General features: G+C 71.8%; 14 protein-coding genes. 6 read left to right on the top strand and 8 right to left on the bottom strand.

The features are described 5' to 3' along the window. The first annotated feature begins 55 nt into the window (after positions 1-55). From ACAX67_RS03715 to ACAX67_RS03705, 3 genes are all read left to right on the top strand, one after another. Positions 56-943 (top strand): HAD family hydrolase, encoded by an 888-nt coding sequence (locus tag ACAX67_RS03715; protein WP_370702462.1) that lies wholly within the window; start codon positions 56-58, stop codon positions 941-943. A 110-nt stretch (positions 944-1,053) separates the two neighbouring features. Beyond that, entirely contained in the window at positions 1,054-1,833 is a 780-nt protein-coding gene (locus ACAX67_RS03710) for a sigma-70 family RNA polymerase sigma factor (protein ID WP_370702461.1), read from the top strand. A 142-nt stretch (positions 1,834-1,975) separates the two neighbouring features. Next, positions 1,976-3,133, top strand: a complete 1,158-nt coding sequence (locus tag ACAX67_RS03705) for a DUF5667 domain-containing protein (protein ID WP_370702460.1) — start codon at positions 1,976-1,978, stop codon at positions 3,131-3,133. A 97-nt stretch (positions 3,134-3,230) separates the two neighbouring features. Here the strand turns inward: ACAX67_RS03705 and ACAX67_RS03700 are convergent, their stop codons facing one another. The 6 genes from ACAX67_RS03700 to ACAX67_RS03675 form a co-directional block, all read right to left on the bottom strand. After that, positions 3,231-4,472, bottom strand: coding sequence for a lysophospholipid acyltransferase family protein (locus ACAX67_RS03700; protein ID WP_370702459.1), 1,242 nt, complete (start codon positions 4,470-4,472; stop codon positions 3,231-3,233). Further along, the gene (locus ACAX67_RS03695; RefSeq protein WP_370702458.1) at positions 4,465-5,532 is read right to left on the bottom strand and encodes an NAD-dependent epimerase/dehydratase family protein; all 1,068 of its coding nucleotides are present in this window, start codon (positions 5,530-5,532) and stop codon (positions 4,465-4,467) included. The genes ACAX67_RS03700 and ACAX67_RS03695 overlap by 8 nt, the downstream gene beginning before the upstream one ends. 73 nt (positions 5,533-5,605) lie before the next feature. Next, entirely contained in the window at positions 5,606-5,707 is a 102-nt protein-coding gene (locus ACAX67_RS03690; RefSeq protein ID WP_008356322.1) for a 30S ribosomal protein bS22, read from the bottom strand. 257 nt (positions 5,708-5,964) lie between these two features. Further along, positions 5,965-6,189, bottom strand: a complete 225-nt coding sequence (locus ACAX67_RS03685) for a helix-turn-helix domain-containing protein (RefSeq protein WP_370702457.1) — start codon at positions 6,187-6,189, stop codon at positions 5,965-5,967. 194 nt (positions 6,190-6,383) lie between these two features. After that, positions 6,384-7,565, bottom strand: coding sequence for an acetoin utilization protein AcuC (locus ACAX67_RS03680; protein WP_370702456.1), 1,182 nt, complete (start codon positions 7,563-7,565; stop codon positions 6,384-6,386). 17 nt (positions 7,566-7,582) lie between these two features. Beyond that, positions 7,583-9,229 carry a phospholipase C gene (locus ACAX67_RS03675; RefSeq protein WP_370702455.1) on the bottom strand — a complete coding sequence of 549 codons (1,647 nt, stop codon included), beginning with the start codon at positions 9,227-9,229 and terminating at the stop codon, positions 7,583-7,585. A gap of 127 nt (positions 9,230-9,356) precedes the next feature. Here ACAX67_RS03675 and ACAX67_RS03670 point away from each other — a divergent pair, with 127 nt between their 5' ends. After that, positions 9,357-9,740, top strand: a complete 384-nt coding sequence (locus ACAX67_RS03670; protein ID WP_370702454.1) for a DUF1304 domain-containing protein — start codon at positions 9,357-9,359, stop codon at positions 9,738-9,740. 3 nt (positions 9,741-9,743) lie between these two features. Here the strand turns inward: ACAX67_RS03670 and abmR are convergent, their stop codons facing one another. Then, positions 9,744-10,259 carry an ATP-binding transcription factor AbmR gene (gene abmR / locus ACAX67_RS03665; RefSeq protein WP_370702453.1) on the bottom strand — a complete coding sequence of 172 codons (516 nt, stop codon included), beginning with the start codon at positions 10,257-10,259 and terminating at the stop codon, positions 9,744-9,746. A gap of 211 nt (positions 10,260-10,470) precedes the next feature. On the opposite strand from abmR, the gene trpS reads away from it, so the two are divergent. Together trpS and ACAX67_RS03655 are read left to right on the top strand one after the other, a co-directional pair. Beyond that, the gene (gene trpS / locus ACAX67_RS03660; protein ID WP_370702452.1) at positions 10,471-11,436 is read left to right on the top strand and encodes a tryptophan--tRNA ligase; all 966 of its coding nucleotides are present in this window, start codon (positions 10,471-10,473) and stop codon (positions 11,434-11,436) included. Between the two features lie 58 nt (positions 11,437-11,494). Continuing rightward, positions 11,495-12,196: an HAD family hydrolase gene (locus ACAX67_RS03655; RefSeq protein ID WP_370702451.1), complete on the top strand. Its 702-nt coding sequence runs from the start codon at positions 11,495-11,497 to the stop codon at positions 12,194-12,196. Here ACAX67_RS03655 and proC read toward each other — a convergent pair. Then, entirely contained in the window at positions 12,193-12,996 is an 804-nt protein-coding gene (gene proC, locus ACAX67_RS03650; protein ID WP_370702450.1) for a pyrroline-5-carboxylate reductase, read from the bottom strand. The two genes, ACAX67_RS03655 and proC, sit on opposite strands and share 4 nt — an antisense overlap. Positions 12,997-13,010: the final 14 nt, after the last annotated feature.

Below are 13,010 nucleotides of genomic sequence, written 5' to 3'. Positions count from 1 at the left end.
CCGCGGATCCGGCTCGCGGGCCTGCCCGGTGCCGTGCGCCACTACGCTGCACGACATGGCTGCGCCAACAGATCGCACCAAGCGGCTCAACCTCAAGCAGCGCTCCAAGCTCGCGGGCGAGGCGGCCGCTGCCGCGACCGAGGTCGAGACGGCGCTCGCGCTGCCCGCCGATCCGCAGGCCGCGGCCTTCTTCGACGTCGACAACACCGTCATGCAGGGCGCGAGCATCTTCCACCTCGCGCGCGGTCTCTACCGCCGCAAGTTCTTCACGACCCGGGACCTGATCGGCGCGGCCTACAAGCAGGCCTACTTCCGCCTCGCGGGCGTGGAGGACCCCGAGCACGTCGCCGACGCCCGCAACTCCGCGCTCGCCTTCATCGCCGGCCACACGGTCGCGGAGCTGGAGGAGATCGGCGAGGAGATCTTCGACGAGGCGATGGCGCACCGGATCTGGCCGGGCACCCGCGCGCTGGCCCAGCTCCACCTCGACGAGGGCCAGCGGGTGTGGCTGGTGACCGCCGCCCCGATCGAGATCGCGCGGCTGATCGCCCGGCGGCTCGGGCTCACGGGCGCCCTCGGCACGGTGGCCGAGCACGTCGACGGCGTCTACACCGGGCGCCTGGTCGGCGACATGCTGCACGGGCCCGCGAAGGCGGAGGCGATCCTCGCCCTCGCCGAGCGCGAGGGCCTCGACCTGAGCCGCTGCTCGGCCTACTCCGACTCCGTCAACGACCTGCCCATGCTGAGCCTGGTCGGCGACCCCTGCGCGATCAACCCCGACCCCAAGCTGCGGGCGCACGCCCGCCAGCAGGGCTGGCGCATCCGCGACTACCGGACCGGCCGGAAGGCCGCCCGGGCCGGGCTCGTGGTCGGCTCCGCGGCGACCGGTGCGGCGGTGGCCAGCGTGCTCGTACGGCGTCAGGTCCGGCGTCACCTGCACTGAACCGGGTACAACCCGTCCCCTCGTGGGCCAGGATGCATTGACCGTTCCGGTTTCGCTCGGGGCGGTTCAGCCCTACCATTCAGTAGGGGCGTCCAACGGGAGGGAAACCGGTGAGCCTTGACATGGGCATCGCGCGCGGGCTTCAAGCCCTGCGCGAGGCTGTCGCATGCGCTCTCCTCCCGCCCGGATCCCCTGCCCTGGCCGTCGCCGGCGGCAGCGCTGCGGGCGCCCGCCCGGCGCTCGACCTCTGGCTGATGAGCGAGGCGGAGCCGTCGTACGGCTCCGACGGCGGGAGCTACGGCGACGCCCGGCTCGCAGCCTCCTCCGAGGACTCCCCCGAGGAGCGGGAGCGCCTGATCGGGCTGGTGGAGCTCGCCCGCGGCGGCGACGCCGACGCGTTCGGGATGCTCTACGACCACTACCAGCCCTCGATCTACCGGTTCCTCTACTACCGCACGCGCTCCATCGTGGTGGCCGAGGACCTGACCTCGGAGACGTTCTTCCGGGCGCTGCGCAACATGGCGTCCTTCCGGTGGCAGGGCAAGGACTTCGGCGCATGGTTGATGACCATCGCGCGCAACCTGGCCACCGACCACTTCAAGGCCGGCCGCACCCGCCTCGAGATGACCACCGAGGACATGGGCGCGCACGACGACACGACCGAGGGTCCGGAGAACGCCGTCCTGGCGAGCCTGACCAACGAGATCCTGCTGTCCGCGCTGACCGAGCTGCCCAACGAGCAGAAGGACTGCCTCGTGATGCGCTTCCTCCAGGGGATGAGCATCGCCGAGACCGCCCAGGTGCTCGGGCGCAGCGAGGGCGCCATCAAGCAGCTGCAGCTGAGGGGCGTGCGCAACCTCGCGAAGCTGATGCCGGAGGGTCTGCGATGAGGGTCCCGGCCTGCATGGTCATTCCGGGCTACGAGTATCTAGTCCCGGCGGAGGATGCACCTCACACCGCTCGCGGCGTAACCAACGCTCCTCCGGGCTCGTTGGCCGGGTGGAAGCACAGGATCGACCGAGGATGGCAGGCATGACGAGGGCCTACGTGAGCAGGCGCCGCGCGGAGGAGTTCGACGCGCTGCTGTCGTCTGCCCCGAAGCATTCCTCGCTCGACCCTGCCGTCGCCGAGCTGCTCGAGGTGGTCGGTGCGCTGCGCTCCGCCGCTCCGGTCGAGGCGCGCGCGGAGTTCGTCTCCGACCTGCGCAGCCGGCTCGTCGTCGAGGCCGCCCGCCAGGCGCGTCCCGTCGACGACGCACTGCGGTTGCGGTTGACGCCCAAGCAGCGCTCCGGTGCCCGCGAGCGCCGTGCCGCGACCCTGCTCGGCGGCTTCGCGATCGTCGCGGCCACCGGCTCGATGGCGATGGCCTCGCAGGCCGCCCTGCCCGGCGACGTCCTCTACCCCGTGAAGCGGGCCATCGAGAACGCCCACACCAACCTGCAGTCCGACGACGCCGCCAAGGCCGAGACCCTGCTGTCCCACGCGCAGACCCGGCTCGACGAGGCCAAGCAGCTCACCGCCGAGGGCGCCGACGCCTCGACCGTGGCCTCCACGCTCCAGGACTTCACCGACCAGTCCAGCCAGGCGACCGAGCTGGTGCTCGACGACTACGCCGCGACCGGCGACGAGAGCGGCATCGGCGACCTGCGCTCCTTCGCGTCGGAGTCGATGGGCGAGCTCGACCAGCTCGGCGACGTGGTGCCGAGCGACGCCCGCTCCGCGCTGATCACGGCCGCCCAGTCCGTGATGCAGGCCGACAGCGCCGCCCTCCAGGTCTGCCCGACCTGCGGCGACGACGCGGTGACCGAGCTGCCGAACTTCGCGGCGACCTCCTCGGCACTGGTCAGCCCCCTGCTCACCTACGGCCGGACCCCCCAGTCCGTCACCGGGATCGACCCGCACTTCCTCAACCACGTGCAGCAGCAGGCCGACCAGACCCCGGTCAAGGGCAAGCCCGGCAAGCACGTCGACCAGCAGCCCCCCGCCGTCGACCCGACCGACCAGGTCCCCGACGTCAGCGACGACCTGCCGGACACCTCCGACGACGTCCCCGACTCGCTCAGCGACCTCGGCGACAAGATCAAGCACGGCCTCACGCCCGGCAACGACGACACCGAGATCGTCACCGACACCCTCGGCGACGTCGTCAGCGGTGTCGGTCAGCTGGTCGACGGCCTCCTCGGCCAGTAGCCGCCCGGCCTCTTCGACCAGCGGCCCGACACAGCCGGGAAGGCTGCAGTCACCTGGCGACTGCAGGTCTCCCGGTCCCGAGCGGTGACGGCACCGACTACTTGAACACGCTCTGGCGCTCCATGAGGAGGCTGTAGAGCGTCTGCTGGATCGTCTCGCGGACCTGGTCGGTCACGTTGAAGACCAGCATCGGGTCCTCGGCGGCGTGCTCGTCGTACTCGTCGGTGCGGATCGGCTCGCCGAACTCCAGCAGCCACTTCGACGGCAACGGCACCAGGCCGAGGGGCCCGAGCAGCGGGAAGAACGGCGTGATCGGGATGTAGGGCACCCCGAGCAGTCGCGCGAGCGCGGGGACGTTGCCGACGAGGGGGTAGATCTCCTCGGCGCCGACGACCGACAAGGGGATGATCGGCACCTGGGTGCGCAGCGCCGCCGAGACGAACCCGCCGCGACCGAAGCGCTGCAGCTTGTAGCGCTGCGAGTAGGGCTTGCCGATGCCCTTGAAGCCCTCGGGCCACACACCGACGAGCTCGCCGCCGGCCAGCATGCGCTCGGCGTCCTCGGCGCACGCGAGCGTGGCTCCGCCCTTGCGGGCGACCGTGCTCACGAAGGGCAGCTTGAAGACCAGGTCGGCCCCCAGCGCGCGCAGGTAGCGGTCGGAGTGGTCGCGGACGGTCACCATCGTCATCAGGGCGTCGACCGGGATCGTGCCGGAGTGGTTGGACACGATCAGCGCGCCGCCCTTGGCGGGGATGTTCTCCGCGCCGCGGACCTCGATGCGGAACCACTTCTCCGCGATCGGACGCACGGCGGCCATGAAGAACCGCTCGGTGATCTCAGGGTCGAAGCCGAACTCGTCGACGACGTAGTCGCCGGTGAGCCGGCGGCGCAGGAAGGCGAGGAAGTGCGCGAGCTGGCTCTCCCACTGCTCGCCGAAGACCTCGCGGGCGGCGGCCTGGAACGCGGCGAGCAGGTCGCCGAACGGGATGCCGCCGGGGGCCTCGCGCTCGCTGATCTCCAGGCGCTGCGGGAGGACGAGGTCGGCGTCGGCGCCCTCGAGGGGTACGACGGACTCGCCGGCCAGCGGGATGACCGGCTCCGTCGTACGGTCGACCTCCGGCGTCGCGGCGTCGCGGGAGGGAGCGCCCTTGCCGGCCTCGGGCTGGCGGGCCGCGGCCTTGGTGCTCTCGGGCTCGTGGGTCTCGGGCCGGGCGGGCTCACCCTGCTTCGGGGTGCGGGCACCCGAGGCGAGGTTGCGGGCAGCGGCGGACGGGCGCGTGCCCGTGGCACGGCCCGGGCGGCCGCGCGTGCCGATCGGGATGATCTCGGCGTCACCCATCGGTACCTCCGGCAAGCGTCAGTGCGGGAGTGCGGTCGCCGGCGGGGTCCGGGACCTCGGGCAGGCGCTCGGCGACAGCGGCGAGCACGCGTTCGGTGCGGCCGCCGGTCGGCGGCAGGGTGGAGGCGAACTCGCCGAACGCCTCGGCGGTCGAGTAGCGCGGCTCGAACCCGAGCTCGTCGCGCATCCGGGTCGTGTCGACGCCGCGACCGTAGGTCAGGAAGGCCACCAGCTCGGGAGAGAGGTCGGCCAGGTGGGTCGAGCGGAGGGCGGACCCGAGGCCGCCGAACGCGATGCCCGGCAGCGGGACGCCCGGACGCTGGAGGCGCCGCAGCGCCTGCGACAGCATCAGCACGCCGTCACCGGCGATGTTGAAGGTGCCGTGCACCTCCGAGGCGACCGCGTGACGCAGCACCCGGTTGAGGTCGTGCTCGTGGAGGAACTGCAGGCGCGGGTCGAAGCCGAGGACGGTCGGGATGACCGGGAGACGGAAGTAGCCCGTCACCGGGCTGACCACGCGAGGTCCGATGACGTTGGCGCAGCGCAGCGTGGTGACGGCGACGTCGGGCCGGCGGCGGGCGAAGCCGCGGACGTAGCCCTCCACCTCGGCGACGTCCTTGGCGTAGCCGCTGCGGCCGGGGCGGCGTGGCTCCATGTCCTCGGTGAACATCGCGGGGTCGCCGCTGCTGGCGCCGTACACCGTGGTCGTCGACTTCACGACGAGCTGCCGCACCGAATCCGCCTTCTGGCAGGCGGCGAGGAGCTGCATCGTGCCGATGACGTTGAGCTCCTTCATCGTGCCGCGCGCGCCGGCGGAGCCGGGGGTGGCGATGACGCTCATGTGCACGACGGTGTCGACGTCTTCCCGGGCGATCACCTTGGCGATCACCGGGTTGCGGATGTCGGCGCGGATGAACTGGACGTCGCCGATGTCGCCGCGCGGCGGCATCACGTCGACACCGATCACGCGCTCGACCGACGGGTCGCTCGCGAGGGATCGGGCGCAGGTGCGGCCGAGGTCACGGGAGACCCCCGTGACCAGGACGGTGCGACCGCTCATACCGACGAACTCCTCCTCCAGCCGAAGGACGACCCCAGGTCAGATCAGCACAGCGCCACGAGGGCGCCGTGGGTCACTTGCCGAGCTTGCGGCGCTGCACCCGCGTCTTCTTCAGAAGCTTGCGGTGCTTCTTCTTGGCCATGCGCTTGCGCCGCTTCTTGATGACAGAACCCACGAAGTACCTCTCCACACGCCGGGCTGAGCACCCGGCAACGACTACTGCCGAGCCGACGGCGGTGTCGGACGACCCGCACAGCCTATCGGCCGACCTGAGCGCACGGTGAATCGGAGCATCACGTGAGAGGAACCTCGCACCACGGTGAGAACGGAGCGACACCGCGGTGAGGGGTGGGGGTGTGCGTGGCGTGGCCCCCCGGGGCCCCTAGCGTCTGCGCCGCTCGCGGGCGCACTCGACCTGCTGACCTCGTGCGGTCAGCCGGCGTTGTAGAAGGACTTCCTCAGGTACTCGTCCACGTCCGCCTCGGGGACGCGGAAGGAGCGGCCCACGCGCACGGCGGGGAGCTCTCCGTTGTGCACGAGGCGGTAGACGGTCATCTTGGAGACGCGCATCATGGTCGCCACTTCGGCGATGGTGAGGAACTTGGGGTCGGGTCGGGAGTCGGACCGATCCTGAGGCCGATCGTTGGGCAGGGCCATGGCCAACCACACTTTCTGCGCGCCCGTCACCGCCTTCCCCAGCTGTGAACTGCGGACGCCTAGGCGTGAGAATAGAGCCAGATGTGACTCGTGGGGAAGAGATTCACCTCTGGAACTTTTGTGACTCGGCGTGTCGACTTGACGTTACCTCGCAGATCGCCCCGCACAAGTCGCCCCACGGAGCGCGGCAGAGCTCAGGGCAGGGGGTCCATCCCGTGCAGCGGAAAGGCCGCCATCCGGGTCGCGTGGACCGCCCGGTCCAGCCAGGCCTCGGGGTCGTAGCCCTCCTCCCACGGGCGGAAGCGCGTGCTGCCGGCGTCGGTCATCCTCCGGGGGGCGCCGACGCCGTACCGCTCCCGGACGTGGTCGCGCCACTCGCCCGGGACGGCGACGCCGGGGGCGAGCGGGCGACCCGCGACCGCGGCGAGCAGGTGGGTCCAGGCGCGCGGCACGACCCCGACCACGGAGTAGCCGCCACCGCCGAGCGCGACCCAACGACCGCTGGCGACCTCGTGGGCGAGGTCGTGGAGGGCCAGGTACGCCGCCCGCTGCCCGTCCACGCTGAGCATCAGGTGGGCCAGGGGGTCGTCGGCGTGGGAGTCGCAGCCCTGCTGGGTGACCAGCACGTCCGGGGCGAACTCCCGCAGCAGCGCGGGTACGACGGCGTGGAACGCCCGGAGCCAGCCGGCGTCGTCCGTGCCCGGTGGCAGCGCGACGTTGACCGCGCTGCCCTCGGCGTCGGGCCCCCCGGTGTCGGCGGGGAAGCCGGTGCCCGGGAAGAGGAACTGGCCGGACTCGTGCAGCGAGATCGTGAGCACGCGCGGGTCGTCGTAGAAGATCGCCTCCACGCCGTCGCCGTGGTGGACGTCGACGTCGACGTAGGCCACCCGCTCGGCCCCGTTGTCCAGCAGCCAGCGGATGCCGATCGCCGCGTCGTTGTAGATGCAGAAGCCGCTGGCTCGATCGGGCATCGCGTGGTGCAGCCCGCCGGTGATGTTGGCGGCGTGGGTGCTCTCGCCGGTCCACACCCGGCGGAACGCCTCGTGGCTGGCGCCGACGATGTGGGCGGCGGCCTCGTGCATCCCGCGGAACACCGGGTTGTCCTCGGTGCCCAGCCCGCGCAGCTCCTCCCCCGGCCCCGGTCGCGCGCTCATCCGCTGCACGGCCTCGATCAGGCCGGCCTCGTGCACGGTCGCGATCAGGTCGTCGGAGGCCGTGGGCGCCGGGACCACCTCGAGCCCGTCGAGCACGCCGCACGCCTCGGCCAGCCGCATCGTCAGGTCGACGCGCAGCGGCGACATCGGGTGGTCGGGCCCGAAGTCGTAGGCCGTCAGCGAGGGGTCGAAGACGACGCTCGTCGCGCCGCAGGGGGACAACGGACGGTCGGCGGAGGTCAGCGGACGACGGTGCCGTTGGGCCGCAGGATCAGCGGCTTGGCCCGCGGCGCGCTCGCCCGGAAGTCGAACATGTTGGTCAACGAGGCCGCGTCGGCGTCGAACGAGCCGCCGCCGAGGTGCCCGAGGCTCCAGTTCTGCTCGATGAAGCTCGTGATCGAGCTCTGCGTGACCACCCGGTGCGACACGTAGTTCCGCTTGGCGTAGGGCGAGATCACCAGCATCGGCTGACGCATGCCCGGCCCGCAGCGGTCCTGGTAGCCGAGCAGGACCGGAGCTCCGGAGCTCGCGCACCAGGCGGCGTCCTCCGCCGGGTCGTTGGAGCCGTTGGTGACCGGCGCCGGGAAGTGGTCGTACCACCCGTCGGAGTCGTCGTAGGCGATCACGATCGCGGTGTCCTTCCAGTACTGCGAGCGCATGATCGCGTTGATGTACTGGACGTAGAAGTGCTGCTCGTCGATCGGGTCGGAGTAGCCCGCGTGGCCGTCCTGGTACTTCGCGGCCTTGAGGTAGCTGACCGACGGCAGCTTGCCGCCCTTGAGGGCCTTGGTGAACCAGGACAGGTCGTAGTTGTGATTGGCCCGGCCGTCGTGGCCGACCTCGCCGAGACGACGTGGCTCGAGGTGGTGCGGGTTCGAGGTCGACTCGTAGTACTGGAACGGGTCGTGGTGCGGGCTGTAGTCGCCCTGCACCACCCCGCCGATGTTCTTGTGGCTGGCCTCGCACTTCGCCTTGGTCGTGCCGCCGGCGTACGGCGTCGTGGCCTTGAAGCCGCCCTGGAACCAGCCCCACGACACGTTGTTGGCGCTGAGCAGCTCGCCGACGTTGGTGCCGTCCATCGCGCCGAGCGAGGAGTCGTAGCCCGCGACCGCCTTCGAGCAGTCGTCCCAGGCCGGGTCGGGATCCTCGATCACCGTGCCGATGCCGTCGCCGTCGGGCGAGGTGACGAAGTCGGCCGGGGTGTCGGTCGGGGCGCCGGTGGCGGGGTCGACCGAGTAGATCCCGTGGGTCTGGCCCGCGACCAGGTTGAGCGCACCGGGCGTCGACGGGCCGAAGGTGTCGCCGAACGCGTGGTCGGACATCGAGAAGTGCTGGGCGTAGTTCCACAGCGCCGTCACGGTGTTGCCGTCGTAGTAGTCCATCGTCAGGCCACGCGTCTGGTAGGCACCGCCGCCGCAGGTGTCCTGCGAGGTCTCCTCGACGAACCTGTCCATGAGACCGCCGTGGTAGGCCCTCTGCTCGGCGAGGTAGTGGTGGTCCTGGTCGCACGTGATCGCCTGCGACGGCTTCAGCCGCTTCGGGTCGTCGAGGTTCGGGTTGTCGTGGAGGAGCCCGGCCGTGCGCAGGTTCTCGTTCCTCGGGGTGCCCTTGCGCGGGTGGAACTTCACGCCGTTGCGGTTGGTCGCCTGGGGGTAGGTGCCGAAGTAGTGGTCGTAGGAGATGTTCTCCCCGAAGAGCACGACCACGTGCTTGATCTTCGTGGTCGGGCCGGAGGCCACCAGGGCCGACGGGGGCGCGGCGGCTCCCGTCGCGCTGGCGCGGGCGGGCGCCGTGGCTCCGCCCGGGGTGAGCGGGGCCGTGGCGGCGAGCACCGCGAGGCCGGCGACGATGGCGAGAACCGGGCGACGATGAGCGAGGGGGCGCACGTCGACTCCTCCCAAGAAATGACCCCGAGAAGGTCGGCCGAAGAGGTCTCGACCGTAGCAGCCGGCCCGCCTCCCGGGAGCGAGTTGAAGGAGTACGACGGCCGGGTGGTTGTGGGACGCTACGGCCATGCTCACCGTCGGACTCGTGCTCGCCGGCCTCGCGGCGCTGCTCCACGTCTACATCTTCTTCATGGAGTCGATCGCCTGGACCCGGCCGAGCACCCGGGCGGTGTTCGGCACCTCCGCGGAGGAGGCCGAGGCCACCAAGGAGCTGGCCTTCAACCAGGGCTTCTACAACCTCTTCCTCGCCGTGGTCACCGGCATCGGCATCGTCCTGACGACGGCCGACAAGGACGAGGTCGGCCCGGCGCTCGTGCTGGCCGGCGTCGGCTCGATGCTCGCCGCGGCGATCGTGCTGGTCGCGGCCAACCCGTCGCGCGCGTCCGCTGCGACCAAGCAGGGCCTGGTCCCGCTCCTCGCCGTCGTCGCCGTGGTGATCGGGCTGCAGTAGGGCTCAGGCGGGGGCCCCGGGTCCCCGCCGCCGTACCTCCTCGACCTGCACGAGCGACTCCCGCAGGTCGGCGAGCCACTCGTCGCTGTGCTGCTGCACGAGGCGCACGCACCAGCCGAGGGCGTCGCTGCGGCTGCGGGCGACGCCGCCGGCGACGAGCAGGTCGAGCACCTGTCGCTCGGGCTGGCGCAGCCGGGTCATCACCGGTGCCGCGACGTGGGTGAAGAGCGCACGGGTCCCGTCGCACTCCACGCCCCAGGACACCTTGCGCTCGAACCGGCGCTCGGCCTCCCCGGCCACGCTCATGCGGGCGCCACGGGTCCGCTCCCGGAACTCCGCGATGCGGCCCTCGACGGTCGCGGCGCGCTCGCCTTCGGACACGCCTTCGGCGAGCGCAGGCGCCGGGATCCGCCCGACCACGGTGATCTCCTCGCGATCGACCACCACCTCGACCAGCTCCTCGAACAGGTCGGCGGGCAGGCGGCCGGCGAACCAGCCTCGGATCTCTTCCGTACTCATGTAATTATGATTACTCAATTGCAGCGCGGGCACAAGAGGCGGAGGCGAGGGGTGTGCGACCATGGTCCGGTGCTGACCTCTCGCAACCTCTGGTGGCCCGCCTGAACGGCGGCCCACTCCTCAGCACACCCCTCCATCGGCCGCCTGCGGGCGGCCGTTCGCATGTCCGGCGCCGGTCGTCCGCGGGCTCTCCACCCACGAAGGACCAGCCATGACCAACTTCTCCCTCCTCAAGCCGACCGGCCACCTCACCCTCGGCAACTACCTCGGCGCACTGCGCCCGATGCGGGAGACGGCCCAGCGCCACGGGGCCGACTCCTACTACGGCATCGCCGACCTGCACGCGCTGACCGTCCCGCACGACCCGGCCGCACTGCGCGAGCTCGTGCCCGAGATGGCCACCCTGCTCCTTGCGGTCGGCCTCGAGCCGGCCACCCTCTTCGTGCAGAGCCACGTCCCGGCGCACTCCGAGCTGTCCTACCTGCTCGAGTGCGTCGCCTCGACCGGCGAGCTCAACCGGATGATCCAGTTCAAGGAGAAGGGACGCGGGGTGCCGACCACCCGCGCCTCGCTCTTCACCTACCCGGCGCTGATGGCCGCCGACATCCTGCTCTACCGCGCGGAGAAGGTGCCGGTCGGAGAGGACCAGCGTCAGCACGTCGAGCTCGCCCGCGACCTCGCCCTGCGCTTCAACCACACCTACGGACCGGTGTTCACCGTGCCGGAGATCGCGACCCCACCCGCGGGAGCGCGGGTGATGGACCTCCAGGACCCGACCACCAAGATGGGCAAGTCGCACGCGTCCGGAGCCGGGATCGTCTACCTGCTCGACCGGCCCGACGTCGTACGGCGCAAGGTCGCGCGGGCCGTCACGGACTCCGACACCGGTCCCGCCGCGCTACGGCGCGACCGCGAGGCGAAGGCGGGCGTGACCAACCTGATCGACATCCTGGAGGCGTGCGGCGGCACGGCCGAGGGCCTGTCGACGTACGGCGCGCTCAAGGCCGCCGTCGCCGACGCGGTCGTCGCCGAGCTGGAGCCCCTGCAGAAGAGGTACGACGACCTGGCCCGCGACCCGGCAGCCGTGACCGCCGTCTACGCCGCCGGGGCGGAGCGGTGCCGGGCGACGACCGCGCCGGTGCTGGCAGCGGCCCGCAACGCGATCGGGCTGGGGTGAGGCGGCCGCGCGCGGTGGCGGTCGCAAGCGTGTCGGCGGTCCTTGCGAGGATGGGCGCATGCCCGTCGCCCCGGTCGCCAGAGGAGTGCTCTTCGACCTCGACGACACGCTGTTCGACCACCGCGGCGCGGCCGACCGCGGTCTCCGGTCGTGGCTGGGCGGGCTCGGGCTCGACGGCATGCTCGACGACCACGTGGAGCGGTGGTTCGCGCTCGAGACCTACCACCACGAGCGCTTCCAGCGGCGCGAGATCTCCCACGTCGAGCAGCGCCGGGCCCGCATCCGGGCGTTCCTCCCGGGCTGGGACCTCGCCGACGACGCGACCGCCGACGACACGTTCGCGGGCTACCTCGCGTGCTACCGCGCGGCGTGGGCCGCCTTCGCCGACGCGGCCGCCGCGCTCGAGCGGGCGCTGGGGGCCGGCCTCGCGGTCGGCATCCTCACCAACGGCGACCAGACGATCCAGGAGACGAAGGTGCGTCGCACCGGCCTGGCGTCCGCGGGCGTGCCGGTCTTCGCCTCGTCCTCGCTGAGCGCTGCGAAGCCCGACCCGCGGGCGTTCCACGAGGCGTGCGGACGGCTCGGCGTCGCTCCGCAGGAGTGCGTGATGGTGGGCGACTCGCTCCGCCACGACGTGGCAGGTGCGCGCGGCGCGGGGCTGACCGGCGTCCTCGTCGACCGGGTCGGCCGCTACCGGCCGACCGACGTCGCCGGGGTCACCCGGATCACCTCGCTCGCCGAGCTGAGCTGGGCCCGCTAGGAGCCCGAGGCCAGCTCGCGCGAGCGGTCCCGCGCTGCTTGCAGGGCGGCGAGGAAGGCCGCGCGGACGCGGTGGTTCTCCAGCTCCCGGAGCGCCGCGGCCGTGGTGCCGGCGGGAGAGGTGACCTGCTCGCGCAGGACGGTCGGGTGCTCGCCGGTCTCGCGCAGCATCGCCGCGGAGCCGACCAGGGTCTGGACGGCGAGGTCGGTGGCCGTCGTGCGCGGGAGACCGAGGTGGACGCCCGCCTCGATCATCGACTCGACGACGAAGAAGATGTAGGCCGGACCGGAGCCGCTGATCGCGGTGACCGCGTCCTGCTGCTTCTCGGGCACCAGCACGACCTTGCCGACCGACGCCATCAACGCCTCGGCCTCGGCCAGGTGGGCCTCGTCGCAGTGCGATCCGGCCGAGATCGCCGACATGCCCTGGTCGACGAGCGCGGGCGTGTTCGGCATGACGCGTACGACGGCGACGCCCTCGGGCACGTGCGACTCGATGAGCTCGGTGGTGATGCCGGCGGCGAGCGAGACGAGCAGCTGACCGGGGCGCAGGACCGGGGCGATCTCGCGCAGCACGTCGACCATGTCCTGCGGCTTCACGACGAGAGCCACGGTGTCGGCCTTCGCGGCCGCGTCGACGTTGGAGACCACGGCGACGCCGTACCGCTCCTCCAGCTCGGCCGCCCGCGCCTCGCGCTTCTCGCCGACGAGGAGCTGGTCGACCCGCCGCCCGGCCCGGACCAGGCCGGACAGCAGGGTCTCGCCCATGACACCGGCACCGATGACGGCCGTCTGCTTCATGGGACCAGGGTAGA

Source organism: Nocardioides candidus (genome assembly GCF_041321175.1).
Classification (GTDB): domain Bacteria; phylum Actinomycetota; class Actinomycetes; order Propionibacteriales; family Nocardioidaceae; genus Nocardioides.
The sequence above is the reverse complement of the archived record's forward strand: the minus strand, read 5'-3'. Positions and strand labels throughout refer to the sequence as shown.